Raw genomic sequence first — 25,493 nt, 5'->3', positions numbered from 1 at the left:
ACAGGCCCTTTCAAACGTGTTGAGTACCGGCGTATCTGGGGATATCCGGTTATCGATCCAGTAGTGGGGACCTGCTGAAGTGCGGCGACACAAAAAATCCACCATGTCGATCCCCCGACCCACGGTGGTGGCACGCCTGCGCCGGAACAAGCGTAGTTCAGTCCGTCGAGTAGCGGGCAAGTCACAGCGGTTTTCCACATGGGTAGAACTACCCACATAGCGGAATGCCAAGGATGTTTAGCCGCTCGAATGATGAAAGACTGGGAAGCAGTGCATGACCAATCCCAGCCGGAGGCAAATATGGCAGAAGAATCCTCGCCCCACACGTCCGCATCGGTTTACCGGAACGGCCACGAAATCGAATGCTGGCTCACGGACATGGACGGCGTGCTGGTTCATGAAAACCAGGCAATCCCGGGTGCAGCCGAGCTCATCCAGCGCTGGGTGGATACATCCAAGCGCTTCCTGGTCCTGACCAACAATTCCATCTTCACTCCGCGGGACCTCGCAGCCCGCCTCCGCGCGTCCGGGCTGGAAGTTCCGGAGGAGAACATCTGGACGTCGGCGCTGGCCACGGCCCAGTTCCTCAAGGACCAGGTCCAGTCCTCTGATTCAGGCAACCGCGCCTACACCATCGGCGAGGCCGGCCTCACCACCGCATTGCACGAGGCCGGATTCATCCTGACGGACACGGAACCTGACTTCGTGGTGCTCGGCGAGACCCGCACCTACTCTTTCGAAGCGATCACCATGGCCGTCCGCCACATCCTTGCCGGCGCCCGTTTCATCGCGACCAACCCTGATGCCACCGGTCCTTCCAAGGACGGCCCCATGCCGGCAACCGGCGCAATCGCGGCAATGATCACCAAGGCAACGGGCCGCGAGCCGTACATCGTGGGCAAGCCGAACCCCATGATGTTCCGCTCGGCCATGAACCAGATCGACGCCCACTCGGAGACCACGGCCATGATCGGCGACCGCATGGACACCGACATCGTGGCAGGAATGGAAGCCGGGCTCCACACCGTCCTGGTGCTCAGCGGCATCACCCAGCGCGAGGAAATCGTGTCCTTCCCGTTCCGCCCCAACCAGATCCTGAGCTCCGTAGCCGATCTCAAGAGCCAGATCTAAAGCCAAAGGAGTCCCGTCATGGCTGTGCTCAACCTCCGTCCTCTGGCCGGTGGCCGGATACTGAGGGGGAGCCAACCGTTTGGCCTGGATGCTGCCGCGACATCTGGATTCCTGGCGGAGCACGGCATCCAGGCCATCATGGACTTGCGCAGCGAGCTCGAGCGGTCCTTCGTTCCGTGGCTGGTTTCAAACGGCTCCGCCCCTTTGAATGCAACCAAGCCCGACGGCGGTGGCGGGAGTACCGCCGTCGCCGCGCCCGGCGTCGAGCTCATCCACAATCCGCTGGACCCGAACGCTGTGGCGGGTTCGTTGCAGGCAGTGCAGACGCCGGAGGACCTGGGCAACCTGTATTTGGGCTGGATCCGCGTCCGGCCGGAGTGGGCTGCTGATGCCTTGCGTCCTGTCGCGGAAGGCAAGCGCACACTTGTTCATTGTTCGTTGGGCAAGGACCGGACCGGCGTGGTGTCGGCGATCGCATTGATGGCCGCGGGTGAATCGGACGAGTCCGTAGTGAAGGATTACACGGCCACCACGCGCAACCTTCCGAACCTGCTGCAGGTCATGGCCGAAACGTGGCGGCTCCACGTCCCCTCCACGCCCGCACAATATTTCAGCCCCGACCTCATGATCCTGCAGAGCCCGGAAGCGGCGATCCGGCATTTCCTGGTCGGCTTCGCGCGGGAGTTCGGAGACGCCCGCGGCTTCCTGCGCGAGGCCGGCCTCACCGCCGTCGAGGTTGACGCGTTGCGGGGTTGAAGCACTGGGGACTGAATAAGGCTTCCTGACCCTCTTTGACGCCGCGGGAGCCAAAAAACAACCAATTCACGCTGATTGCGGCCCTGAAAAGGGCCAAACAAGGTCAGGAAGCCACGGCCCCAGCAACGCAAAACCTAGGCCGGCCGGATAACCCGTCCATTTGGCTCCTGGTACGACGGCTCCTGGGGGGCAGGCGGCAGCGGTTCCAGCTCATTCTGGACCCGCTCCAACAGGGGCCGGTAAACATCGGCACTCCACTGCGGGCTGGCGTGTGCTGGCCGCGCACCCTCCGTGCTCAGCACGGGGAGCTTCATGTTCGACGCGAAGACCTTGCTCCACCCCGCCCGCGCGGATTCGTAGTTGACCGTGTTGTCCCTGGAGTTGCCGAGGAATGCCATTTTGGCCGAGCCTATTTTGCCGGCGAAACGCAAGCCGTCGAAGTGGTAGATATACGCAGACTCCGTCTGGATCAGCACGCTGGACGGGGCGATCGGCGAGAGCTGCTCCAGGCTTTGGTCCAGGATCTGCCGCCAAGTGCGCTCGTCCTTGTGGACCACGCGCTCCCCCAGTTCGTAGCCGCCACGCAGGACTGACGGGATGCGGAAGCCATTCTCATAAAGGAACACCACGCCGTCGAACCAGCTCTGATCCAGCACATCAGCGCGGCTGAAGGGACTGGAATCCAGCACGATCAGCTGGGTCTCCACACCATGCAGCTCCAGCAGACGGGCGGCAACTTGCGTGGCGAGCATCCCACCGAAGCTGTGGCCATAGAAATACAGCTTCTCCAGCCCCAGTTCGCGCACGTGAAGAATGACTTCGCGGACGATCTCGTCAACGTCCAGGCCAAGGTTGGAATACCCGACGGCGGCAAGTCGGCCGCGCTGGTGCAGGGCAGGACGCAGTGAGTTCAGGATCCACTGTGCCTCTTCCCAGCTGGTTTTGTACCCGGGAAAGAGGATCCAACTGGCCTTGGGAAAGTAGAGATCCGAGTACGAATCCGGGACGCGGAGGATCTTGGTGGCGCGCCGCTCGGCCTGCACGCGCCGGGTAAACAGCATGTCTCCTGCCAACGCCAGCGAAACCCCTGCAGTGATGAGGAAGTTGCGTCGGGATGTCCGCTTTATCCGCGAAACGTTGGGCAGGATCCGAGCCCAGTCAGCCGGATCGGCAGCATCCCCTGAGACGGATCCGGGCATGGCAGAGCCCGCGCCCGGGAGGTTTTCGTTCACCTCCGGCGGAGCCTGGAGCTTCCCTACTTGAACGTCCACGCAGCTAGCATAGGCTTCGCGGGCACTGCCTTACAGCCCCGTAGTTTGTGCGCAGTTCTTGCCCCTAAAATACGCTTTTAGGGGCGTCGCCCTGTACACAAACTCCCTAGTTGAGGCCCAGTTCGTCCTTGCCGAAGGCAAAGAGGTAGGGCACGCCGGTTTCGGCTTCGATCTTCTCTTTGGCGCCGGTGTCCCGGTCCACGATGACGGCGACGGCAACCACATTGCCGCCAGCCTTACGGACTCCCTCGACGGCGGTCAGTGCGGACCCGCCGGTGGTGGACGTGTCCTCGAGGACAACCACGTTGCGGCCTTCCACCGAAGGACCCTCCACTTGGCGTCCCATGCCGTAGGACTTCTGGGCCTTGCGGACAACGAATGCGTCCACGGCGCGGCCGGCGTCTGCGGCGGCGTGCATGACAGCGGTACCCACCGGGTCGGCACCCATGGTGAGTCCGCCAGCGCACTCAACCGGGATCCCGGCGTCGTCGATCATTGCCAACATGACCTGGCCCACCAGTTTGGAGGCCTCGTGATGCAGGGTGATGCGGCGGAGGTCGATGTAGTAGTCAGCTTCCTTACCGCTGGAGAGGATCACCTTTCCGCGGACCACCGCCAACTCTTTGATGAGTTCAAGAAGGCGTGCACGGGCGGTGGCAGTGTCTGCTGCAGGGGTACTGGTGGAAGTCATGGCTTCTAGTTTAGTGGCGACCGAGCTGGGCGAAGCGCAGGGGCAGCTGTCGTTGAACGAACAACCAGCCTGGGATTCACGATCTGCTCCTCGTTGCCTGCTTCGCTATCCAACTGCTGGAGTACCGCGGACATGCAACGGCGGCCGAGTTCTTCAAAGTCCTGCTTGATGGTGGTCAGTGGCGGCAGGAAGAACGCAGCTTCAGGCTGATCGTCATAACCCACCACGCTGATGTCTTCGGGGACCCGCAAACCGGCTTCCTGAAGGGCGCGAAGGACTCCTACAGCCATTTGGTCGTTCGCGACAAAGACGCCGGTGACAGTGGGCTGATCGTCTAGTTTGCGCTGTTCGATGAGCGCCAGGCCTGCTTCGTATCCCGAAGCCGCATCCCATCCCCCCTGGAGAAGAACGTGGGCCTCCAAGCCAGCGTTGCCAAGAGCCTCCTGCCATCCCTTGATGCGCTCAGCCGCGTCAATCCAGTGCGGCGGACCGGAAATATGTCCGATGTGGCGGTGACCGAGCCCGATGAGATGTTCCACTGCCAACCGCGCTCCCAAACGCTGGTTTAGTGAAGCACCCGTCAGTTGGTTCCCGGTTCCGGCGCCCACGGCCACCATGGGAAACGGGACCACAACGTCGCGGAGGGCAGCAAGGACATCCGGATGCGGAACGAGGATGACTACCCCCTCCACGGATTGATTGCGAAAATGGGCGATGGCGTCGTTGATGCTGTCGCCGGTCACTTCGCGGAGGTTGGCGATGCTGACGAAATAGCCTGCTTCCCGGCCCGCCTGTTCGACTCCGAGCAAGGTGTTGGCAGGTCCGTACTGACCGGTTTCGCAGGCCAGCACGCCTATGGTCCGGGACCGTCGCGTCACCAGGCTGCGAGCCGCCGTGTTGCGCCTGTATCCAAGGCTGGCGATTGCCGATTCCACGCGTTCCTTGGTCTTGCCGCTGACATTGGGGTGGTTGTTCAGGACACGGGAAACGGTCTGGTGCGAGACCCCGGCCAACTTGGCTACGTCCCCCATGACGGGTGGCCTGTTCGGTGTTGCCCCGGGAGACATCCGCACCTCACTTTATGGATTCGTATGGCCTGCTTGGGCAGGATTGGCCCGCATCCGGCTCTTCGCTCTGAGCAGGACAGCTCAGTTCGGAGCGGGATGCAGGCCAATCCCGGGGACTTTTTGCTACTTGGCGTCTACCCGCACAGGTTCAGTCTTGGCAGGTTTGGTAGCTTCGGTTGCCGGAGGCGTGGTCTTCCACTTGAAGCGGCGGCTGAGTGAGGATCCTCCACCAGCACCCGTCCGGTTCTTGTTGAAGATGTCGAACCCGACGGCAAGGAGGAGAACCAGGCCCTTGATGAGCTGCTGGTAATCGGTTCCCAGGCCGAGGATGGACATACCGTTGTTCAGGACGCCCATGATGAGGCCACCGATCATTGCTCCCGCAACGGTACCGATGCCGCCTTGGACGGCCGCGCCACCGATGAAGGCGGCAGCAATAGAGTCCAGTTCAAAGCCGGTACCGCCTGCAGGCTGGGCAGAGTTCAGTCGGGCTGTGAACACCAAGCCGGCCAGGGCGGCGAGGACGCCCATGTTGACGAAGAGCCGGAAGGTGACCTTCTTGGTCTTGATGCCGGAGAGCTCTGCTGCATGCAGGTTGCCACCGATGGCGTAGGTGTGGCGTCCGAAGATGCTGTTGTTCATCAATGCCGAGTACAGGATCACGAGGGCTGCCAGCACGATCAGCACGATCGGCGTTCCGCGGTAGCTTGCCAGGAGGAACGTGATGATGAGCATGAGCACGGCAATGAAGCCGTTCTTGACCGCAAACCATGCCATCGGCTCGTTCTCAAGGTTGAACTTGCGACGGACCCGGCGTTCCTTGATGGCTTGGAAGAGGATGGCTGCGGTGCCGCCAACGCCCAGGATCACGGTCAGCCATTCCAGTACGGATGTGCCTCCGGAGATATCGGGGAGGAAGCCTCCACCGAGGGCCCGCAACTCGTTGGGGAACGGGGTGATCTGCTGGTTCTTCAGGGTAATGAGCGTCAGGCCGCGGAAAATGAGCATGCCGGCCAGGGTGACGATGAAGGCGGGAATGCCCACATAGGCAATCCAATAACCCTGCCAGGCACCCACCAAGGCACCCACCAGGAGACAAGCCGGGATGGCCAGCCACCATGCCCAGCCCCAGTGCACGATCATCACGCCGGCGACAGCACCGATGAACCCGGCGATGGACCCGACGGAGAGGTCGATGTGGCCGGCGATGATGACCATCACCATGCCAATAGCGAGGATCAGGATGTAACTGTTCTGGACCACCAGGTTGCTGACGTTCTGGGGTTCAAGCAGGATGCCGTTGGTCAAGACCTGGAAGAGGATAACGATCAGGATCAGGGCGACGAAGATGCCAACCTGGCGGAGGCGGCTTGTGAGGAAGCCAAGGGATTCTCGTAGGGCGGACATGTTGGCTATTCCTTCTCTTGAGTCATGAAGTGCATGAGGGTTTCCTGGGTGGCCTCGGCAATGGGGACCTCGCCGGTGATGTGGCCCGCGGACAGCGTGTAGATCCTGTCGCAAATGCCCAGAAGCTCAGGCAGCTCCGAGGAGATCACGATCACGGCTTTCCCGGCGGCCGCGAGTTCATTGATGATCGTGTAGATCTCGAACTTGGCGCCGACGTCGATGCCACGGGTTGGTTCGTCCAGGATCAGCACGTCCGGATCCGAGAACATCCACTTACTCAGCACTACTTTCTGCTGATTACCGCCGGAGAGCTTGCCGGTGATGGCTGCCACGGATGGGGCCTTGATGTTCATGCTCTTGCGGTAATGGTTGGCGATGGTGGTCTCTTTATTGCCATCGACCCAGCCACGTTTGGCCAGCTTGTTCAGCGCTGCCATGGAGATGTTCCGTTTGATGTCCTCAATGAGGTTCAGGCCATAGTGCTTGCGGTCCTCGGTGGCGTAGGCAATGCCGTGATCGATCGCGTCGGAAACGGTGGACGTGTCGATCTCTTCGCCATACTTATAGACCCTGCCCGAAACGGCTCGTCCATATGTCCGGCCGAAAACGCTCATTGCCAGTTCCGTGCGGCCCGCGCCCATAAGGCCGGCCAAGCCCACCACTTCGCCCTTGCGGACATTCAGGTTGGCGTTGTGAACCACGATGCGGCTGTGGTCCTGGGGATGCTGAACGGTCCAGTCTTCAATGCGGAGGACTTCCTCTCCGATGTTCGGAGTGCGGTCCGGATAGAGGCTTTCAAGGTCGCGTCCCACCATGCCGCGGATGATGCGTTCCTGGGTGATTTGGCCCTGGTCCAGGCGCAGGGTCTCAATGGACTTGCCATCGCGGATGATAGTGACGGCGTCGGCCACCTTGCGGATCTCGTTGAGTTTGTGGCTGATGATGATGCTGGTGACGCCCTGGCCCTTGAGGTGCAGGATGAGGTCCAGCAGGTGGTCCGAGTCTTCATCGTTCAGCGCAGCGGTTGGCTCGTCCAGGATGAGGAGCTTCACCTCTTTGGAGAGCGCCTTGGCAATCTCCACGAGCTGCTGCTTGCCAACACTGATGTGCTGGATGGGTGTGACGGGGTTTTCGCTCAGACCTACACGGGCAAGCAGCTTGGCGGCTTCGAGGTTGGTTTTCCGCCAATCCACCCAGCCGTTGTTTGCCAGTTCGTTGCCGAGGTAAATGTTCTCAGCGATGGAAAGGTACGGGCTAAGGGCCAGCTCCTGGTGGATGATCACGATCCCGCGCTTCTCGCTGTCCGAGATGCTGTTGAATTCGCAGGGTTCGTTCTCAAAAAGAATGTCGCCGTCAAAGGAGTTGTGCGGGTACACCCCGGACAATACCTTCATAAGGGTGGATTTCCCGGCGCCGTTCTCTCCACAGATGGCGTGGACTTCGCCGCGGTTTACATCCAGGGTGACGTCCTGAAGGGCCTTGACCCCGGGGAAGGTCTTGGTTATTCCTCGCATTTGAAGAATGGGTACGTTCATCGTCAATTCCCACTGACTGGTTGGAACTTGGCCTGGCCGGGGATTCGGCCGGCTCATGGTGGGTTGTGGCCCCGCCCCGCTTTGGCAGCGGGACCACAACCCGAAGGAAGTGCTTACTTGACGTCGGATTCCTTGTAGTAGCCCGAGTCGATGAGTTCCTTCTTGTAGTTGTCCTTGGTGATGATGACGGACTTCAGGAGGAAGGCCGGAACAACCTTGACCTTGTTGTTGTAGGTCTTGGTGTCGTTGGTTTCCGGCTCGTTGCCCTTGAGCACGGCGTCAACCATCTTCACGGCCTGCGCGCCGAGCTGGCGGGTGTCCTTGAAAATTGTGGAGTACTGCTCGCCGGCGATGATGGACTTCACGGAGCCCTTCTCGGCGTCCTGGCCGGTAACTACCGGCAGCTTTCCGGTGGAGTAGCCACCCGTGCTGGTCAGGGCGGAGATGATGCCGATGGAGAGGCCGTCATACGGGGAGAGCACGCCGTCCAGCTTGGTGCCGGAGCTGTAAGCCGAGGTCAGGATGTCTTCCATGCGCTTCTGGGCAACGGGTGCCTGCCAGCGCAGGATGGCTGCCTGCTCGAACTTGGTCTGGCCGCTGGGAACCTTCAAGGTGCCTGCATCGAGGTAGGGCTTGAGGGTGTCCATGGCGCCGGTCCAGAAGAAGTTGGCGTTGTTGTCATCCGGGCTTCCGGCGAAGAGCTCCACGTTGAACGGGCCCTTGCCTTCAACCTTCTTGCCACTTGCGTCCATCAGGCCAAGGCCGGTGAGCAGTGACGTAGCTTGCTGGACACCTACGGTGTAGTTGTCGAAGGTGGTGTAGTAATCAACGTTGGGCGTTCCGTTGATGAGGCGGTCGTAGGCGATGACCTTAACGTTCTGTTCCTTGGCCTTGGCCAGGACGTCCGTCAGCGTAGTGCCATCAATTGCTGCGATGATCAGGGCTTTGGCGCCCTTGGTCAGCATGTTCTCAATCTGGGAGACCTGCGTAGGGATGTCATCGTTGGCGAACTGAAGGTCAGTCTTGTAACCAAGGTCCTTCAAGGACTTCTCAACGTTGGCGCCATCGGCGATCCAACGCTCGGACGTCTGCGTCGGCATCGAAATGCCGACCAGCGAATCGCTGGGCTTGGCGGTGCTGCTGGATTCTGCAGCTCCTCCGCGGCTACCGCAGCCCGTGGCTCCCACGGTCAAGGTAAGGACAACCGCTACGGCGCCCAGGAGTTTCTTTAATCTCACGATGCTCTCCTTCCGCGGCAGCATTGCCGCGAACTCTGATGCAGCCGGAGCATCTGTGCGTCCGGCACGGTGAAGCTGGGATGGCCTGTGTGCTGGGGGCGGCACATGCCACTTCAAAGTGATACGACAGCCATTGTGAACGCTAACAATACCGTGGGTCAAGTGGATTGGATCACAATTTGGTTATACCCCTACTCAGGAGTAATCCTTGCGGAAAATTCTTGACTTGAATCGTTGTTAGCGTTCACAATTTGCGCTCGTCCGTGTCGACGTCGCACACAAGCAAACCCGGCACCGCCTTATGGGCAGTGCCGGGCTTCTGGTGCATCGACCTAGGACCGTGCTCCTTCGAGGGCTGCGACTACCCCCTCCACGATCTTCTCCACGGGTTGGGCGATGTCCACAACGATTCCGGCTTCGTCGGCCTGCAACGGCTCCAGCGTTGCGAGTTGGGAATCCAGCAGCGAAACGGGCATGAAGTGTCCCGGGCGTGCCTTCATGCGTTCATCCAACAACTCCCGGCTGCCGTGCAGGTGCACGAAAAACACGGACGGATCGCCTGTGCGGATGATGTCCCGGTAGGTGCGCTTGAGCGCGCTGCACGCGATGACAAGAGCAGAGTTCGACGCCGTAAAGCGTCTCCCGATTTCGGCCAGCCAAGGTGCCCGGTCCTCATCGTTCAGCGGAGTACCCGAGGCCATTTTGTCGATGTTCGACTGCGGGTGCAGCGAATCGCCGTCGAGGAATTCGGCCCCGAGCCGCTCAGCGACCGCTGCGCCGACAGTGCTTTTGCCGCAACCCGCCACACCCATCACCACGATGTGGTGGCGCTGGTTCAGATCACCAGCCATGCCCGCCTCACCAGTCATGTCCGCTTCACCAATCATGAACAGTGCCGTCCACGAGGCGGTTGTAGGGCAGGTAAGCCTGCTGATACGGGAAAGCAGCGGCGGCTTCCTCGTTGAACTCAACACCGATGCCTGGCTCATCGCCCGGGTGCAGGTAGCCGTCCTTGAACGTCATGGACTGCCGGAAGACCTCGTTGGTCTTGTCCGAGTGCTGCATGTATTCCTGGATGCCGTAGTTATGGATCGCCAAGCCCACGTGCAGCTGGGCGGCGAAGCCCACCGGGGAGATGTCCGTGGGGCCGTGGAAACCGGACTTGATCTGGTACTGCGCGGCAAAATCCATGACCTTCTTCAACGGTGAGATGCCGCCGAAGTGGGTGGAGGCTGCACGGACGTAGTCGATCAACTGTTCCTTGATCAGGGTCTGGTAATCCCACACGGTGTTGAAGATTTCGCCGATGGCCAGCGGCGTGGTGGTGTGCTGGCGGACCAGGCGCAGGCCTTCCTGGTTCTCGGCCGGCGTGCAATCCTCCAACCAGAACAGGTCATAGGGCTCCAGCGCCTTGCCAAGCTTGGCTGCCTGAATGGGTGTCATGCGGTGGTGGCCGTCGTGCAGCAGCGGGATTTCCGGGCCGAACTCATTACGCACGGCCTCGAACACCGTGGGCAAGTGGCGCAGGTACGCGCGGGTGTCCCAATCCTCCTCCAACGGGAAATTCCCACGCCCGGCAGGCTCGTAATCGTACCGTTCCCCCGACGCCTGGGCCTGGGCAGCAACCCCATACACGGCCTTGATACCGGGGACCGCGGTCTGGATGCGGATGGACTTGTAGCCCAGTTCCAAGTGCTCGCGCACCGAGTCGAACAACGACGGGATGTCAGAACCCGAGGCATGCCCATAGGCACGCAGCCCGTTCCGGGAAGCACCACCCAGCAACTGGTAGACCGGCATGCCGGCCACCTTGCCCTTGATGTCCCACAACGCCATGTCCACCGCAGCAATCGCCGCCATGGTCACCGGACCACGGCGCCAGTACGAGCTGCGGTACAGGAACTGCCACGTATCCTCGATCCGGTGCGGATCCTTGCCGATCAGCAGCTGCGCAACATGCTCCTTGAGGTACGCGGCGACGGCGAGTTCCCGGCCGTTGAGCGTTGCGTCGCCGATGCCCGTCACACCGTCCTCCGTGGTGATCCGCAGGGTGACGAAGTTCCGTGAGGGGCTGGTCACGAAGACTTCAGCGGCAATGATTTTCATGGTCGAGGATCCTTCCGATGGATATTAAGCGTGGGAGATGGTGACGGCCAGAGGGTCCTGGAGCCGATGAATCTGCGCAACGAGGGCAGCATCCCTGGCGAGCCCGGGATTGACCAGCGCCAGCAGCGCTGCGGTGCGGTGTTCGCCGTCGAGCGTTTTCGCTTCCCTGATCCCGGCGGCGAGCGGGTCTTGGAAGTCATCTGTGGAGGACAAGTATGCGATCCAGGCTGCGATCATCCGCGCGGCACCGTCTCCTGTACGGCCGGCAGCACGTTCGGCGTCAAGGACCGGCAAAGCCCGCAGGCGAAGCTTGGTGGTCCCGTCCATGGCAATCTGGGATAGATGGTGGGCGATCCGGGCATTTCCGAACCTTTCCAACAGTGCCTGGCGGTATTCCGGAATTTCCAGCGCATCACCGGGAATGTGGTGCGACGCTTCGTCCCAGAAATCTTCCACGGCCTTGCGGCACACCGGATCGGCAAGGGCCTCAGCCACTGTTGAATGGCTCCTGAGCTGCCCGGCATAGGCCAGGATCGAGTGCGCACCGTTCAGCAACCAGAGCTTCCGGTTCTCGTAGGGCTCAATGTCATCGACAAAGACTGCCCCAGCGTCTTCCCACTGAGGGCGGCCCGCTGGAAAGTCGCCGCTGAGGATCCAGTTGTGGAAGGGCTCAGTGACCACCGCAGCTTGGTCCCGGTAACCGCACTGCTCAGCGACTGCGGCCACATCTTCCGGAGTTGTCCGGGGTGTGATGCGGTCAACGGAGGTGCTGACAAAGCTGACGTTGGAATCGATCCATGCCGCCAAGTCCGCATCCTTGGCGCGCGCAAGGACACCGATGGCCTGCCGCGCTACGGTTCCGTTCTCGGCGAGATTGTCGCAACTCACGACGGCGAGTGGTCCCGTCCCAGCGTCCCTGCGGGCGGCGAGGGCGGTCACCAGACGGGCCAACGGCGTCGAGTTGTCATCCATGTCGGAATCAACCGCAGCGTATGCGGCCTCGGTGATGGTGAGCGTGACAATGGCAGTGTCCGGTGCAGCCACCAACTCCGCCAACCGTACGACGTCGGCCCCGTCCACCGCCTCCGCGATGCTGCCGATGACCTCGAACGAGTCGCCTGTGCCGGACCGCTCCACCACTGTGAACAGGCCGTCCTGTTCCGCCAGAACTGCTGCGGCCTCGGGGCGGCGACCTGTGAAGGCGGCGATCCCCCATTGGGCAGAATCGCCGGCATGCTGCGTGTACCAGGCCTGGTGCGAGCGGTGGAACGCGCCAAGGCCCAGATGCACCATGCGCACCGGCGGTTTGGGCACGGGCCTCACGGTACGGTTGAGCCGCGGCAGTTCCGCCGACCGGCCCTGCTCGGCACTCACAGTTTGAACACCCTTCGTGGCGAAGAATCGACGACGTCGACAATCAACTCGTGGGCGCGGTCCTCGCTGATGCGGTGCTCGGCAACGAGCCGCGCGAGGAAGGAAGCTTCGATCCGGCGTGAGGCATCATGCCTGGCGGGAATGGAGCAGAACGCGCGGGTGTCGTCGATGAATCCGGAAGACCTGGAGAAGCCGGCGGTCTCCGTAATGGCCGAACGGAAACGAAGCATGGCATCCGGCGCGTCCAGGAACCACCATGGAGCCCCGATGTACACGGACGGGTAGAAGCCTGCAAGCGGCGCGAGTTCGCGGGAGAAGACGGTCTCGTCCAGGGTAAACAGCACCAGATGGAAGTCCTTCGCTGTTCCGAAGTCCTGCAGCAACGGTCGGATGGCCTCCGTGTAGTCCACGGCAAAGGGGATGTCGTGGCCAGTGTCCGCGCCGAACGCCTCAAAAGTGGGCTGGTGATGGTTCCGATACGAACCGGGGTGGATTGTCATCACCAGGCCGTCCTCCACGGACATCCTGGCCATCTGGTACATCATGTGTGCTTCGAAAACGTCACGGTCCGCGGCTGTTGCTTGGTCGGACCGGGCGCGTTCGAACAATCTTTCCGCCTCAGCAGCGTCCAGCTTGAGCGTGGCCGGGGTGCGGACTCCGTGGTCGGCCGAGACCGCGCCATGCTCCACAAAATAGCGACGGCGCTTTTCCAGGGCCGTGAGGTAACCGCGGTAGCCCGTGCCGCCGTCGGACGCAGTTTCAATGAGGCGCTCAACGTTGGTTCCCCACGACGGATGGGCGATATTCAGGTACGCATCCGGGCGGAAGGTTGGCAGGACCCGTCCATGGAATGAAGGATCAGCCGCGAGCGCACGGTGGCTTGCGAGGGTGTCCAGGGGGTCGTCAGTGGTGGCAAGTACTTCGATGTTGAAGTCTTTGAAGAGCTCGCGGGGGCGGAATCCCGGCTCGGCGAGCTTTGCGGTCATGGCATCGAAGGTGGCATCGGCCGTGTCAGCACTCAAATCGCCCGGCAACCCAAAGACTGTCTCGAACTGGGTCCGAAGCCAGTATCCGGAAGCCGTGCCGTCAAAGAGAGGCCAGGATTCACAGAAGAGCCGCCAGACCTCCCGTGCCCCGGCACCCGGCTGGAGCTGTTCCAGCGGTACCCCAGAAGCGTGGATGAGCCGCGTGACGTAGTGGTCCGGAGTAACAAGCAATGCGGCCGGATCCGGGAACGGGGTGTTCTGCTCGATCACTGCAGCATCAACGTGCCCGTGCGGGGAGATGATGGGGAGGTCCTGGACCCTGGCCAGCAACGTGCGGGCTACGGAACGCGTTCCGGGGTCCGCTGGCAGCAGCCGGTCCGGGTGGGTGGCAAGCGACTCGGTCATGGGTCAGCCTTTCGAGGTGGAGCCGGCGGGAAGGCTTGCGTTGACAGTCAATCCGGCGAGCGAGGCGGTGCGGCGAAGGAACTCCAGGTTGCCCGCTGTGCGCTCTGTGAGTGGAAGGTCGGTGGAGAAGTCCTCCACAGTTACCCATGCGTCATAGCCCACCTGTGCCAGGGCCTTGAAGTACGCCAGGACGCTCCCCTGCCCCTCTGTGAGTGGAGCCCACTCGTTCACCCACACCGCTGCACCTGCCTCGTCACGCTCATCAGCGCGGACCCAACGGGCATTCTTCACGTGGACGTGTGCCAGGTATGGGCCCAACAATTCCAGTGCCGGCAGCGGGGATTCCCAGCCTTCGATCAACAGGTTGCCAAGGTCATGGATGACGCCCACATGATTCGGATCAAGGCCCTCAAGGAGCCTGCGCGCCGACGACGCGGAGGCTGTCACCGTGCCATGGTGCAACTCGATGAGCGCTTTGACACCGTGGTGCGCAGCCCTGCCGGCAACCCATTCATAGTGCTCACGCGTCGCGTCGAAAAGCTCCGGGTAGGACAGCCCACTCGGCTCCTGCCCGCCCATGGTCGAGTTGCCCAGCGGCAGCACGTTGACCCTGACTTGGCGGGCGCCCAAGGCGGCGGTCGCCGCGAGGACCCTTTCGACGCCGTCGTGATCGTCGCACCGTGCGTAGCCGCCCAAGCCGGAGTACTCGAGTCCGGCCTCGGACGTGAGCCGCGCGATCTCAGGAAGCGAGTCCTCGAGGCCAGTCATGGGCCAGGTTGCTTTGTTTCCTGCCCAGAAGCCTGGTTCCGGAGCGTCGGCCTGGTCCGTTACACGCCATTCGATGCCGTGCCAGCCTTGGGCGGACAGTTCCGACACGGCTTGCTGCGGAGTCCAGTCCGGCGTCGAGGCTGTGAAGACGGAGAATTTCATGCCGTAACCTCCTCGAAGTGGCCGTTGCCGGTACGCACCTCAACGTCGTTGTATTTGCCGGCCATGACATCGGCGATCAGGACCGGGCGGCCGAGGGTTGCCGAGACGTACAGTGCCCGGACCGTGGCCAGCGCAGTGACGGCGTCCTGGACGGTGACTCCCGCGGGGCGACCCTGCTGGATAGCGTCTACAACATCGCGGTACTGGCGTATGTGGCCGGCTGGGTAGACAGTTGGGTCGAGGTTCGTCTGCTGTGGGGGTTCAGGGAATTTGGCCAGTTCCTCTTCGGCCTGGTTGCCGCCGCCACGGATGCCCATGGGCCCGCTGTCCGCATCTCCGTTCGGGTCAGCAGCATGGAAGTATTCGAGGTTATCGTTGTCGATCACTGCCGAACCCTTGCTTCCCATGACCTGGAGCCGAACGGTCAGGCCAGGGTAGGCCGCGGTCGTTGCGTGCAGGACAGCGAGCGCGCCGGACTCGAACGTGAGGGTTGCCACGGCGGTGTCCTCCACCTCCAGGTCCGTGTGCGCCAGGAGCGCGGTCTTGGCGCTGATTTCCACAGGCCGTCCGAGGAACCACAGGAGCAGGTCCACGGTGTGCACGCCCTGGTTCATCACGGCTCCCCCACCGTCCATGGCCCACGTTCCACGCCAGGCACCGGAATCGTAATAGCCCTGGCTGCGGTACCAGCTGACGGAAGCTATGGCGGACGTCAGCCTTCCGAAGCGGCCTTCGCGACGGGCCTGGTCCACCACGACGCTCGCGGGATCGAAACGGTGTTGGCTGATGACGCTTGCTACGAGTCCTTTGGCTTCGGCAGCCTTGGCAGCGGCAACGATCTCGTCGGCGTGATCCAGGTTGACGTCGAGCGGCTTTTCGATGACCACGTGCTTACCGGCGTCGAGGACTTCCAATGCCTGCTGGATGTGAAGCCCGCTAGGGGTTGCGATGATGACGAGATCGACGTCGGCACTGGCGAACGCTTCGCCCAGAGTCCGGAAGGTGGCTGGCTTGGCGGAGCCGCCGTCCGCGATCTCCTGGGCTAGCGCATCTGCGGCTTCCGGGATCTCGTCCACCAGTGCGGTGACGCGGAGCTCGGGCAGTTCTCCGACCGCTGCTGCGTGAGTCCGGCCAATAGTGCCGCAACCGGCAATGGCGACGTTGATAACTGGGATTTCCGTGCTCACTTGGTTTCCACTCCTGCTTCATTGACGATCTTGGCGAACGCGCGGGCTGCCATCCCGAAGGCGGTGGGTCCGGAAAACCGCCCAGTCCGTGCGCCCCGGCCAGGTGTGGTTCCAGGCTTGCGAATCCCACGAAGCCATCGGATTTCAGGGCCTCAACGGTGCGCAACACATCGCCGTCGCCCTCCCCTGCAGGAACCACGACGCCGTCGGCGAACCGCGCGTCCTTGACCTGCAAGTACTCAAGGTGCGGGCGGAGCTTGGCGTAGCCTTCGTCGAACGGCTTGACGCCCACCTGCACGAAGTTGGCCGGGTCCCAGGCGACCTTGAGCGCCGGCGACGCCACCGATTCGATGATGTCCAGGACACGGTCCGGGGTGTCCCCGAAGATGTCCTTTTCGTTCTCGTGAAGCAGGACAACGCCGCTTTCTTCGGCCACTGCAGCGAGTGCACGCATCCGCTCAATGACGTCGTCGCGGATGCTCTCCACTGCCACGTCCTCGCCGTAGTAGAAGGAGAAGATGCGGATGTAGCGGGCACCGAGGACGTTCGCTGCATTTGCCGCCCGACGGAGTCGCTCCACCTCGTGTTCCACAGGCAGCGTGACGTCCACCTTGCCGATGGGTGAAGCGATGGCAGACACTCCCATGCCCGCTGCGTCGAGGAGCTTTTTGAGCTCTCCAAGTTGCCCGTCATTGAGGTCCACGATGTTGGTACCCCACGCGCTGCGGACCTCGATGTGGTTGGCGCCCAAGGCCTGAAGTACCGCGATCTGCAGCACGGGGTCGTCGTCGATTTCGTCACCGAAGCCCGAAAGCGTCCATTCGACTGTTGCTGAACCGGTCATTGCTATTTGACTCCTCCGGCGGTAAGTCCGCCCACTAGGTAACGCTGGAAAATCAGGTACAGGATCACGACCGGAGCTGCGCACACGAGCGAAGCTGCCATCATTTGGCCGTACAGCGGGATGGCCCCACCTTCCTGGGAAGCTCCGAAGATCTGCAGTGCGACGGCGGCTGTCTGGCTATCGGGGCGGGTCATGACTGAGGCGAACAGGACATCGTTCCATCCGAGCAGGAAGGCGAAGATGCCCGAGACCACGATTCCGGGCCAGCTGAGTGGAAGGATGATGCGGACCAGTACGCCAAGGTTGCTGGCGCCGTCGATCCTTGCAGCCTCTTCCAACTCGCGCGGCAAGCCGCGCAGGTACGTGACCATCACCCATGTTGAGAACGGCATGGCGAAAGTGAGGTAGGTAATGAACAGGCCCCACTGTGTGCCGATGACCTGGACGCCGAGGTAGCTTGCCGCTGACGAGAAGAGGACGAACACCGGCAGGACCATGAGCGTGCCGGGCACGGACTGCAGCGCCAACAGGCCACGCAGGATACTTAGCCTTCCACGGAACTGGTACCTGACCAGCACGTAGGCGATGGACACGGACATCGCCGCGGACACCACGGCCGTGGCTCCCGCTACGAGCACGCTGTTGGTCAGGCCTTTGGCCAGCCCGACGCTGGACCAGATCTTGGTGTAGTTCTCCATCGAAAACGTGGAAGGCCAGAACTCGCCGCTTGCCACGCCGATATCCGAGTTAACCGAAGCCAGGAAAATGTAGGCGACAGGGATCAGGACGATCGCACACAGAACGGTGAGGATAATCGCCAGCATCGGCACGGGCAGGAGACGGGTTACTTCATGTTGCCGTTTTGAACCGGGCCGGAACGTGGTTGCTGACGCGCCCCGGCTGGCTGTGCCGCGGACGGAGGTAGTTGACGCGCTCACTTCTTGCCTCCAGGCGTCTCGGCGTCGTCCAGCTTGACGGCGCACAGATAGATGAACAGCGGAATGGCGATAAGCACCAGGGAGACAAAGGCCATGGCGGCGCTGAGTCCGAAGCGGAAGCTCTGGAAGCTGGTCACGTACGTGAGGATCGGAAGAACCTCGACGTCGGCGGGTGCCGGAACTCCGAACAGCACGAACGGCAGGGTGAAGTTGTTGATGTGGTGCAGCATGCCGATCAGGAACGCCAGCGCCAGAGGTCCCTTGAGGTAAGGGAAGATGACGTAGCGCAGCTTGTTCCACCACAGCGCACCATCCAACGCAGAGGCCTCATGGACCTCGTGGTCCACAGACTGCAGGCCGGAAAGTGCCAGGAGATAGATGAATGGCCACGAAGCCCAGATCTGGACCAGGATGAGTGTCCAATAGGTCTGCGGCCCATTAAGCCAAAGCCCGGCATCCATCCCGAACGTTCCCAAGGCAGAGTCCACTACGCCGTTGGGCTGGAACATTGTCCGCCACACAGTGGCCACCACGAACGACGGGAGAACGTAAGGGATCAGGAAGATCGATCGGATCACCGCGCGGCCCTTGAACCGGTTCTGGGTTGCCACCGCTGCGGCAATTCCCAGCGGCAAGGTGACAATCATGGCGATCAACGAGTAGCTGACGCTCAGCCACACAGAGTGAAGCAGCGGCGAGTCCGTCAGGGCCTCCACAAAGTTCCCGACGCCGATAAACGGTGCGCTGACCCACTTGCGGAGCGAATACTGGTCCAGGTTGAGGGCGGACATGTAGATGCCAAGGAACAGCGGCAGAACGATGATGACGAACATCAGGAGCCCGCCGGGGATCAGCATCCACAACGGACGGTTGCGCTCGCTCAAACCCTTCCGACGGACGGGTTTCTTCCCGCGTCCAGCTGGCTGGATGGTGCCTGTGCCAGCGCTCGGTGACGTGCCGCCGTCGGGCGCTTGGGCGTTTGTGCCGGACCGGGCCGGCTGCCCTTCGGCAGCCGGGCCGGTCATGGCTTTCATTTCCCTGAAAGAATCAGTGGACATCGGAGATCCTGCCTAGGACTTCGAAGCCCGGTCGAGGGATGCTTGTCCCTTTGCCTGTGCGTCCTTGAGCCGCTGCTCTAGGGCTGCGTCGTCCACGGCGCCCTTGGCCAGCTCCGGAATGGACTGGACGGTGACGTTCAGGAGGCCCAGCTGGATGTCTCCCCAGGCTCCGGTGAAGGGCGTGGCCTTTGACTTGCCCGCGGCATCGGCAATCGGCTTGAGCTTCGGGTCCGTCAGCGAGGCCAGTGCGTCGGCGTTGGCGGGAAGTTCCCCGAAGATCTTCTGGTAGTTCAACTGCTCATCCTTTGACGTGATGAGCTCGATGTACGCGAACGCCAGGTCCTTCTGCTGCGAGTAGTCCGCAACCACCACGTTGTCGCCGGAAAGGATGCTGGCGGCTTTGTCGCCGTCGCCCTTCGGTGAAGTTTCACCCGGTGCCGTAGTGGGCATGATCGAGTATGCGTATTTGCCGGCAATGGCGGACTTGTCCAAGGTTGGGACTGAGCTCGACGTCGTCATCATCAGGTAGCCGGCCTTACCGGAAGCGAAGGCCGCCACAGCGTTGCTGTTGCTCCAGCCAATCGCGGCCGGATCCACCACTTTGTCCTTGGTCAGCCAGCCGAAGTAGGTCTCGTAGGCTTTCTTGACCGTGGGATCATCCATTTTCAGTTTGTCGCCGTCCACCAAGGGGTTGCCGGCCTGGACGGACATGGCCCAAATGAACTTCCACGGGTCAAAGTTGTCCTTGTAGCCGGTGGCGAGGCCGAACGTACCCGTGCTGGCGTTGGTCATCTTCTTGGCTTGCTCTGCGAGTTCGTCCCACGTGGTGGCCGGCTTCTCGATACCTGCAGCGGCAAGAATGTCCTTGTTATAGGCCATGACGAAGGGGCGGCTGACGAAGGGAATGCCCGCCTGGTGCTCAGAGTCCGGTCCGGATATGCCCAGTGCGGCCTGATTGAAACGGTCCTTGCCACCCACCTTCTTCCAGTCATCATCGGAGAGAGTCACGAAGGCCTTGGTGGCGTAGGCGGTGGGCGTAAAGGTGGTGCCCAGGCTGTAGACGTCAGGTCCCTGACCGGAAACTACTGACGTTTGGATACGGGTCAGTTCGTCGTTGGCGGACGCGAACGTCTCGAATTCAACATCCGCGCCCGTCTTGGCCTTGAACTTGGCCGCGATGTCCTTGAACCATTCTTTCTGCTGCTCCGGGTACTGGCTGTTGACTCCCGTCAGGACGCTCAGTTTCTTGCCGGCGCCATCCACGGCACCTCCGGAGCTTTCGGAACTGCTGCTGCTTCCCCCGCAGGCCGTCAAAGCCAGCGCAGCCGTTGCGATGACGGCGGCCAGCTTTGCTGATGGTGCAAACCTCATTGTTTCCTCCTTGGATACCAAGCCCGCAGGTGTGGTGTCGTGCGTCACAGGGGCTTCGTTGTCGAGTCTAGGGAGTTGGCAACCAAAGCGGCAAGCGTTTGCCAAAAGTTGCCAAAAGTGCTGCAATTGCCACATGGCAGATGCAAAAGCCCGTGCGACGGCGGCGCCTCCCACCATCCGTGACGTGGCGGAACTAGCGGGAGTCGCAACCTCAACCGTGTCCCGGGCATTGTCCAATCCCGGCAGGGTGAACCGCGTTACCCGCGAGCGCGTTGAACAAGCGGCAGCCTCGTTGAATTACGTGCCCAGCTCCCAGGCACGCGGGCTTAGTTCCGGACGCACCAACGCAATCGCACTCCTGGTGCCCGACGTCACCAACCCCTTCTACTTCGACATCATCCGGGGCACCCAGAACCAACTCAAAGCCGCTGGCTACACGCAGTTGCTCGTGGACACGGAAGAGTCAGCCGAGATGGAGGCCGATACCCTGCGCAAAATGCAGCGGACGGCGGACGGTTTCATCCTGGCTGCCTCGCGCCTCACGGATGCGCAAATACTCGAAGCAGCCTCCACACAGGCCATCGTCACCATCAACAGGTCCTCTGCCAACGCGCCCACGGTGATGATCGACACCCCCGGTGCAGTGGTTCAGGCGCTGGAACACCTCACTTCGCTGGGACACTCCAAGATCTGCTACGTTGGCGGGCCTGCGTCGTCGTGGTCCAATGCCAAACGCTGGAAGACATTCGAAGACGAGAGCCGCGAGCGTGGACTGATCACCTCGCACGTTGGCCCGTTTACGCCCAAGACAACATCAGGCGCCGCGGCTGCTGACGCTGCGGCACGCACTGGCGCCACGGCCTGCATCGTCTTCAACGACCTCCTGGCCATCGGCATGCTGCAGCGGCTTCGCGAGCGGGGCATCCGCGTCCCCGAGGATATGAGCATCGTGGGCTGCGACGATATCTTCGGCGCGGACTTCTGCAATCCACCCCTGACCACGATCGCCTCGCCCATCGAGCAGGCCGGACGCGTTGCCGTCTCCATGCTGCTCGCCCAACTGGATCCGCTGCACGCCGGCTCCACGCGTCGCCTGGCCGTCATGCCCACTCACCTCACGGTCCGCGGCTCCACGGGCCCGGCCCCGTCCTAAGTCCGCGCGAGGCGATCCTCTCTCACATCCTGCGGCTTTTCGGGGATCGCTCTCTCACATCCGGGCCGCCTTTAGGGATCGTTCTCTCACATCCGGGCCGCTTTTAGGGATCGTTCTCTCACATCCCGGCCGCTTTTAGGGATCGTTCTCTCACATCCTGCACGATTTTAGGGATCGCTCAATCACATCCCGGCCGCTTTTAGGGATCGCTATCTCGCGTCCGGCGCCGCGGCGAGATGGCCGCCATGCGCTAAGCCCCGACGTCGGCACTCACCGGGGGTGGCCGACGTCGGGCGGTGCGACCGCAAGGTTCTTTCTGAGAAGGCATGATGGAGCTTCACGTGGCCATGCCGGACGCTGAACTGCTCGCTGGGTCTCGTTCACCCGGACGCGCAGGGCCTCCGGGAGCAATCAGATCCAGCGGAGGCCGACTCTAGCCGGGATCGGTCACTGCGATGGCCGTCGAAGCTCGGTGGGACGTGAAAGAACATCGCCCAATAACCCGTGGGATGTGAGAGAACGATCCTAAAAAGCCCGTGGGATGTGAGCGAGGAACCGGGAGGCTATTTCCACCACGTGTCAAAGATGGTTACCGGCACTGTGCGCTTGTGGCGCGTACGGAGGTACTTCTGCTCGATGAGCTCCGCGACGCCGTCGGGAACTTCGCGGCCTTCAAGGTAGTCGTCGATTTGGTCGTACGTGACTCCGAGTTCGTCTTCATCGGTACGGCCCGGCTTGTCGTCCAGCAGGTCAGCCGTGGGAACCTTCTGCCAAAGTCGCGCGGAAGCGCCCAGCTCAGCCAAGAGCTCGCGGTTCTGGCGCTTGTTCAGACCGAACAGCGGCAGGATGTCCGCACCGCCGTCGCCAAATTTAGTGAAGAACCCCGTAACGGATTCGGCGCCGTGGTCTGTGCCGATCACCAGGTAGTTGTGTTCCCCTGCGATTGCATACTGGGCAACCATGCGGGCGCGGGCCTTGGTGTTGCCTTTGTGGAAGTCGGAAATTTCAGCGCCGATGGTTTTCTCGAACTCTTCCTCGAACCCGTCCACCGCGCGGGAGATGTTGAACGTCCGTTCGGTCTTGGCCTTGATGAAGTCCAAGGCCGCCTGGGCGTCGTCTTCGTCGTGCTGGATACCGTAGGGGAGTCGGACCGCGACAAAGTTCGCATTGACGCCTTCAGCTTCCAGTTCCTCGACTGCCAGCTGCGCCAGTCGGCCGGCCAGAGTGGAATCAAGTCCTCCGGAAATGCCCAGCACAAAGCCGTTTGTGCGCGTGGCTTTCACGTATTCCTTCAGGAACGTGACCCGCTTGCGGACCTCCTCTTGGGGGTTGATCCGGGGCTGGACGCCCATTTCCTCGATGATCTTGGCCTGGAGTTCGCGCATGTGTCCAACACTAGTCAGCCGCATGACTAAGGCTCAACCATATTGCGCCGTGATTCGGCCCCGCCGTGATTCGGCCCCGACCGCGCCGGACATGAGAGAACGATCCTCAGAAACCCGTCGGATGTGAGAGAGGAACCGTAAAAAACCCGTCGGATGTGCGAGAGGAACCGTAAAAAACCCGTCGGATGTGAGCGAGGATCAGGCGAGGAAGCCGCGCAGCAATGAAGCCGTTCCTTCCAGGTGTTCAATAGTTGCCCGTTCAGCGGCGGGGGCATCGCCGCGCAGGATGGCCTCGGCTATCTCGGCGTGTTGCTCGTTGGCGTGGTCCAGGTTGGTGCTGAGCAAGGGAATCCGGTCCAGGAGTTCGTTGAGCCTTGATCGTGTTTCGGCCACCGCGCCCACCAAGCTTGCGGAGCCGGACAATTCGGCAACTGCGATATGGAAACGGGCATCGCGGGGTCGGTAGCCCACGGCGGGGGAAGCGCTCACTTCGGAGAGACAGACCTGCAGGTGCCTCCGGGCAGCCGCGGAGAGGTCCGCTTTGGCGGCCAAAGAAGCAGCGGCGGGCTCGATGATGGACCTGAACAGCAGGACGTCCTCCACCTCGGCGGGATCGAGCGGCCCTTGGTCCGGCTGGCGCTGGACTGCTGATGCGGAGACGTACGTTCCCCCATACCTGCCGCGCTGGACTTCCAGATAGCCGGCACTCTGCAACTCCCCCAAGGCATCGCGAAGGGTGGCCCGGGAGACTCCCAATTGTTCGGCCAGTTCTCGCTCGGGCGGCAGTTTTTCGGCCGGGGCGAAGATCCCCAGCTTGATCGTCTGCAGAATGTGTTCGATGGTCTCTTCGAACGCGTTGCCGCCCCTGACTGGGCGCAGCATCGAGAACGACGGGCCAAACGGTGAGTCCGGCACGGCATCTCCTTCCACGGAATGCGGGCTGCGCCAATAAGTGAGGCCGTTCACAGGGCGCTGCTGCCTCCATGCTACCCACGCTGACCAATAAAGGTCATCAAAGAAACCATTGGACACGCCTCCAATTGTGATCCAAGTCATCATGTTTTTGAGAAAAGTCTTGACTCCCACCGAAGGAGCCTCCAGACTTTGAAGCACACTTTGGACTGAAAACAGTCCTTTAGGATCTGATTGATCCCCCGCTCGACTTTTCCCAGAAGCATTCCTCAGACGATAGGAACACGCATGGAAACAGTGCACCAGCCGCCCGGCGGCGAGGATGAGTATTTGAAGCACCGGCGCCTCAAACGGGGTGCCGCTGGATGGGTTCTCCTCGCGGGGCTCGGAGTGGCCTACGTGATCTCTGGCGATTTCGCGGGCTGGAACCTGGGCCTGGCACAAGGAGGCTGGGGTGGCCTGCTGATCGCTTTCCTGCTCATGGCCGTTATGTACACCTGCATGGTTTTCGGGCTCGCTGAGCTCTCATCAACGCTCCCGACGGCGGGGGCTGGCTATGCATTCGCCCGCCGGGCACTGGGACCCCTCGGTGGATTCGCGACAGGTATGGCGGTCCTCATCGAATACGCGGTGGCGCCGGCCGCTATTGCCACCTTCATCGGCGGCTACGTAGAGGCACTTGGCCTCTTTGGCCTCACAAACTCATGGCCGGTCTACCTGGTCACGTACGTCATCTTCATCGGCATTCACATCCGCGGAGTCGGCGAAGCCCTGAAGATCATGTTCGCCATCACCGCGGTGGCCACCATCGCTTTGGCCGCCGCCGTCGTCGGCCTCCTTCCCAAGTTCGATGCCGCCCGGTTGTTCGATATTGTTCCCGATGGATCCGCAGGCTCCAGCGCCTTCTTGCCCATGGGCATCAGCGGCATCCTTGCTGCCCTGGTCTACGGCATTTGGTTCTTCCTGGCAGTGGAGGGCGTTCCGCTCGCGGCTGAAGAAACCTCGAATCCCAAGCGGGACATGCCCCGGGGAATCATTGTGGCCGTCATCATCCTGGTCATTTTTGGCGCTCTCATGCTGGTCCTGGTCCCGGGAGCAGCCGGCTCGCAAGCCATGAGCGGATCCGACAACCCGCTTCCGGAAGCCCTGCGCATCGCTTATGGCGGCAACACCTTCCTCGCGGACTTCATTAACTACGCGGGCCTGGCTGGGCTGGTGGCCAGCTTCTTCTCCATCATTTACGCCTACTCACGGCAACTGTTTGCCCTCTCACGGGCCGGATACCTGCCACGCTGGCTCTCCCTGACCGGGAAGCGGCGCACCCCATACTGGGCCTTGATCGTTCCGGGCACCATCGGCTTCCTCCTTGCGGCGATCACCCACGACGGCGCCTTGCTCATCAACATCGCAGTCTTCGGCGCGACCGTTTCCTACGTCCTGCTGAACCTCTCGCACATCGTCCTTCGCAAGAAGGAACCCAATTTGGAACGCGGCTACACGACGCCGGGCGGGATCGTCACGACGTCGATTGCCCTGGTCCTGTCCGCGGTGGCAGTCGTGGCGACGTTCGTCGTCGACGTCTTTGCCGCTTCCATTACGGCAGCGATTTTTGCCGCTGCCCTCCTTTACTACTGGCTCTACAGCCGGCACCGGATCGTGGCGGGCGCACCCGAAGAAGAGTTCGCCCAACTCGCCATGGCCGAGGCCGAGCTGAAGTAACAGCCAGCAGAACCTGACATCCACTCACA

General features: G+C 61.9%; 21 protein-coding genes and 1 pseudogene. 4 read left to right on the top strand and 18 right to left on the bottom strand.

Annotation, left to right across the window (positions count from 1 at the left end):
* Positions 1-300 precede the first annotated feature (300 nt).
* Positions 301-1,131 (top strand): HAD-IIA family hydrolase, encoded by an 831-nt coding sequence (locus tag LDN90_RS02465; protein ID WP_216922814.1) that lies wholly within the window; start codon positions 301-303, stop codon positions 1,129-1,131.
* Positions 1,132-1,149: 18 nt separating this feature from the next.
* A complete protein-coding gene (locus LDN90_RS02460; RefSeq protein ID WP_223947782.1) occupies positions 1,150-1,887 on the top strand; it encodes a tyrosine-protein phosphatase in 738 nt (245 codons plus the stop codon).
* A gap of 134 nt (positions 1,888-2,021) precedes the next feature.
* On the opposite strand, the gene LDN90_RS02455 is transcribed toward LDN90_RS02460, so the two are convergent.
* The 16 genes and pseudogenes from LDN90_RS02455 to LDN90_RS02380 all read right to left on the bottom strand — a co-directional run bounded on the left by LDN90_RS02455 (position 2,022) and on the right by LDN90_RS02380 (position 20,295).
* Positions 2,022-3,158 (bottom strand): thioesterase domain-containing protein, encoded by a 1,137-nt coding sequence (locus LDN90_RS02455; RefSeq protein ID WP_223947781.1) that lies wholly within the window; start codon positions 3,156-3,158, stop codon positions 2,022-2,024.
* A 106-nt stretch (positions 3,159-3,264) separates the two neighbouring features.
* Positions 3,265-3,849 carry an orotate phosphoribosyltransferase gene (gene pyrE / locus LDN90_RS02450; RefSeq protein ID WP_216922127.1) on the bottom strand — a complete coding sequence of 195 codons (585 nt, stop codon included), beginning with the start codon at positions 3,847-3,849 and terminating at the stop codon, positions 3,265-3,267.
* A 5-nt stretch (positions 3,850-3,854) separates the two neighbouring features.
* The gene (locus LDN90_RS02445) at positions 3,855-4,880 is read right to left on the bottom strand and encodes a LacI family DNA-binding transcriptional regulator (protein ID WP_223947780.1); all 1,026 of its coding nucleotides are present in this window, start codon (positions 4,878-4,880) and stop codon (positions 3,855-3,857) included.
* A gap of 159 nt (positions 4,881-5,039) precedes the next feature.
* Positions 5,040-6,323, bottom strand: coding sequence for a multiple monosaccharide ABC transporter permease (gene mmsB, locus LDN90_RS02440; RefSeq protein WP_223947779.1), 1,284 nt, complete (start codon positions 6,321-6,323; stop codon positions 5,040-5,042).
* A gap of 5 nt (positions 6,324-6,328) precedes the next feature.
* Positions 6,329-7,858, bottom strand: a complete 1,530-nt coding sequence (gene mmsA, locus LDN90_RS02435) for a multiple monosaccharide ABC transporter ATP-binding protein (RefSeq protein ID WP_216922134.1) — start codon at positions 7,856-7,858, stop codon at positions 6,329-6,331.
* Positions 7,859-7,971: 113 nt separating this feature from the next.
* The gene (gene chvE, locus LDN90_RS02430) at positions 7,972-9,120 is read right to left on the bottom strand and encodes a multiple monosaccharide ABC transporter substrate-binding protein (protein ID WP_216922137.1); all 1,149 of its coding nucleotides are present in this window, start codon (positions 9,118-9,120) and stop codon (positions 7,972-7,974) included.
* 308 nt (positions 9,121-9,428) lie between these two features.
* Complete coding sequence (locus LDN90_RS02425) at positions 9,429-9,965, bottom strand: gluconokinase (protein ID WP_223947778.1); 537 nt, start codon at positions 9,963-9,965, stop codon at positions 9,429-9,431.
* A 7-nt stretch (positions 9,966-9,972) separates the two neighbouring features.
* The gene (gene manD, locus LDN90_RS02420; protein ID WP_216922140.1) at positions 9,973-11,202 is read right to left on the bottom strand and encodes a D-mannonate dehydratase ManD; all 1,230 of its coding nucleotides are present in this window, start codon (positions 11,200-11,202) and stop codon (positions 9,973-9,975) included.
* Positions 11,203-11,226: 24 nt separating this feature from the next.
* Positions 11,227-12,576, bottom strand: coding sequence for a mannitol dehydrogenase family protein (locus tag LDN90_RS02415; protein WP_223947777.1), 1,350 nt, complete (start codon positions 12,574-12,576; stop codon positions 11,227-11,229).
* A complete protein-coding gene (gene uxaC / locus LDN90_RS02410) occupies positions 12,573-13,967 on the bottom strand; it encodes a glucuronate isomerase (protein ID WP_223947776.1) in 1,395 nt (464 codons plus the stop codon). The genes LDN90_RS02415 and uxaC overlap by 4 nt, the downstream gene beginning before the upstream one ends.
* 3 nt (positions 13,968-13,970) lie before the next feature.
* On the bottom strand, positions 13,971-14,897 hold the full coding sequence (locus LDN90_RS02405) for a sugar phosphate isomerase/epimerase family protein (protein ID WP_223947775.1): 927 nt from the start codon (positions 14,895-14,897) through the stop codon (positions 13,971-13,973).
* The gene (locus LDN90_RS02400) at positions 14,894-16,084 is read right to left on the bottom strand and encodes a Gfo/Idh/MocA family oxidoreductase (RefSeq protein WP_223947774.1); all 1,191 of its coding nucleotides are present in this window, start codon (positions 16,082-16,084) and stop codon (positions 14,894-14,896) included. The genes LDN90_RS02405 and LDN90_RS02400 overlap by 4 nt, the downstream gene beginning before the upstream one ends.
* Positions 16,081-16,928 (bottom strand): annotated as a pseudogene (locus LDN90_RS02395) (sugar phosphate isomerase/epimerase family protein). The gene LDN90_RS02400 and the pseudogene LDN90_RS02395 overlap by 4 nt, the downstream one beginning before the upstream one ends.
* A 2-nt stretch (positions 16,929-16,930) precedes the next feature.
* Complete coding sequence (locus LDN90_RS02390) at positions 16,931-17,866, bottom strand: carbohydrate ABC transporter permease (RefSeq protein WP_216922153.1); 936 nt, start codon at positions 17,864-17,866, stop codon at positions 16,931-16,933.
* On the bottom strand, positions 17,863-18,924 hold the full coding sequence (locus LDN90_RS02385; RefSeq protein WP_223947773.1) for a sugar ABC transporter permease: 1,062 nt from the start codon (positions 18,922-18,924) through the stop codon (positions 17,863-17,865). Before LDN90_RS02385 ends, LDN90_RS02390 begins: the two co-directional genes overlap by 4 nt.
* 12 nt (positions 18,925-18,936) lie before the next feature.
* Positions 18,937-20,295, bottom strand: coding sequence for an extracellular solute-binding protein (locus LDN90_RS02380; protein WP_223947772.1), 1,359 nt, complete (start codon positions 20,293-20,295; stop codon positions 18,937-18,939).
* Between the two features lie 133 nt (positions 20,296-20,428).
* On the opposite strand from LDN90_RS02380, the gene LDN90_RS02375 reads away from it, so the two are divergent.
* On the top strand, positions 20,429-21,448 hold the full coding sequence (locus LDN90_RS02375; RefSeq protein ID WP_216922161.1) for a LacI family DNA-binding transcriptional regulator: 1,020 nt from the start codon (positions 20,429-20,431) through the stop codon (positions 21,446-21,448).
* Positions 21,449-22,011: 563 nt separating this feature from the next.
* Here LDN90_RS02375 and nadE read toward each other — a convergent pair.
* Both nadE and LDN90_RS02365 read right to left on the bottom strand, forming a co-directional pair.
* Positions 22,012-22,833: an ammonia-dependent NAD(+) synthetase gene (nadE, locus tag LDN90_RS02370; RefSeq protein WP_223947771.1), complete on the bottom strand. Its 822-nt coding sequence runs from the start codon at positions 22,831-22,833 to the stop codon at positions 22,012-22,014.
* A gap of 198 nt (positions 22,834-23,031) precedes the next feature.
* Entirely contained in the window at positions 23,032-23,748 is a 717-nt protein-coding gene (locus LDN90_RS02365) for a GntR family transcriptional regulator (protein ID WP_223947770.1), read from the bottom strand.
* Positions 23,749-24,033: 285 nt separating this feature from the next.
* Here LDN90_RS02365 and eat point away from each other — a divergent pair, with 285 nt between their 5' ends.
* Complete coding sequence (eat, locus tag LDN90_RS02360; RefSeq protein ID WP_223947769.1) at positions 24,034-25,464, top strand: ethanolamine permease; 1,431 nt, start codon at positions 24,034-24,036, stop codon at positions 25,462-25,464.
* Positions 25,465-25,493 lie beyond the last annotated feature (29 nt).

Source organism: Arthrobacter sp. NtRootA1 (assembly GCF_019976975.1).
In the GTDB taxonomy this organism is placed as follows: Bacteria; Actinomycetota; Actinomycetes; order Actinomycetales; family Micrococcaceae; genus Arthrobacter; species Arthrobacter aromaticivorans.
The sequence above is the reverse complement of the archived record's forward strand: the minus strand, read 5'-3'. Positions and strand labels throughout refer to the sequence as shown.

What these genes read in the sequence shown, in the direction of transcription:
- LDN90_RS02445 (WP_223947780.1), bottom strand. Translation starts at nt 4,880, where the DNA reads ATGGGGGACGTAGCCAAGTTGGCCGGGGTCTCGCACCAGACCGTTTCC.
- LDN90_RS02375 (WP_216922161.1), top strand. Translation starts at nt 20,429, where the DNA reads ATGGCAGATGCAAAAGCCCGTGCGACGGCGGCGCCTCCCACCATCCGT.
- LDN90_RS02465 (WP_216922814.1), top strand. Translation starts at nt 301, where the DNA reads ATGGCAGAAGAATCCTCGCCCCACACGTCCGCATCGGTTTACCGGAAC.
- eat (WP_223947769.1), top strand. Translation starts at nt 24,034, where the DNA reads ATGGAAACAGTGCACCAGCCGCCCGGCGGCGAGGATGAGTATTTGAAG.
- LDN90_RS02425 (WP_223947778.1), bottom strand. Translation starts at nt 9,965, where the DNA reads ATGACTGGTGAGGCGGGCATGGCTGGTGATCTGAACCAGCGCCACCAC.
- chvE (WP_216922137.1), bottom strand. Translation starts at nt 9,120, where the DNA reads ATGCTGCCGCGGAAGGAGAGCATCGTGAGATTAAAGAAACTCCTGGGC.
- mmsA (WP_216922134.1), bottom strand. Translation starts at nt 7,858, where the DNA reads ATGAACGTACCCATTCTTCAAATGCGAGGAATAACCAAGACCTTCCCC.
- LDN90_RS02460 (WP_223947782.1), top strand. Translation starts at nt 1,150, where the DNA reads ATGGCTGTGCTCAACCTCCGTCCTCTGGCCGGTGGCCGGATACTGAGG.
- uxaC (WP_223947776.1), bottom strand. Translation starts at nt 13,967, where the DNA reads ATGACCGAGTCGCTTGCCACCCACCCGGACCGGCTGCTGCCAGCGGAC.
- LDN90_RS02405 (WP_223947775.1), bottom strand. Translation starts at nt 14,897, where the DNA reads ATGAAATTCTCCGTCTTCACAGCCTCGACGCCGGACTGGACTCCGCAG.
- LDN90_RS02380 (WP_223947772.1), bottom strand. Translation starts at nt 20,295, where the DNA reads ATGAGGTTTGCACCATCAGCAAAGCTGGCCGCCGTCATCGCAACGGCT.
- nadE (WP_223947771.1), bottom strand. Translation starts at nt 22,833, where the DNA reads ATGCGCGAACTCCAGGCCAAGATCATCGAGGAAATGGGCGTCCAGCCC.
- pyrE (WP_216922127.1), bottom strand. Translation starts at nt 3,849, where the DNA reads ATGACTTCCACCAGTACCCCTGCAGCAGACACTGCCACCGCCCGTGCA.
- LDN90_RS02385 (WP_223947773.1), bottom strand. Translation starts at nt 18,924, where the DNA reads ATGTCCACTGATTCTTTCAGGGAAATGAAAGCCATGACCGGCCCGGCT.
- mmsB (WP_223947779.1), bottom strand. Translation starts at nt 6,323, where the DNA reads ATGTCCGCCCTACGAGAATCCCTTGGCTTCCTCACAAGCCGCCTCCGC.
- manD (WP_216922140.1), bottom strand. Translation starts at nt 11,202, where the DNA reads ATGAAAATCATTGCCGCTGAAGTCTTCGTGACCAGCCCCTCACGGAAC.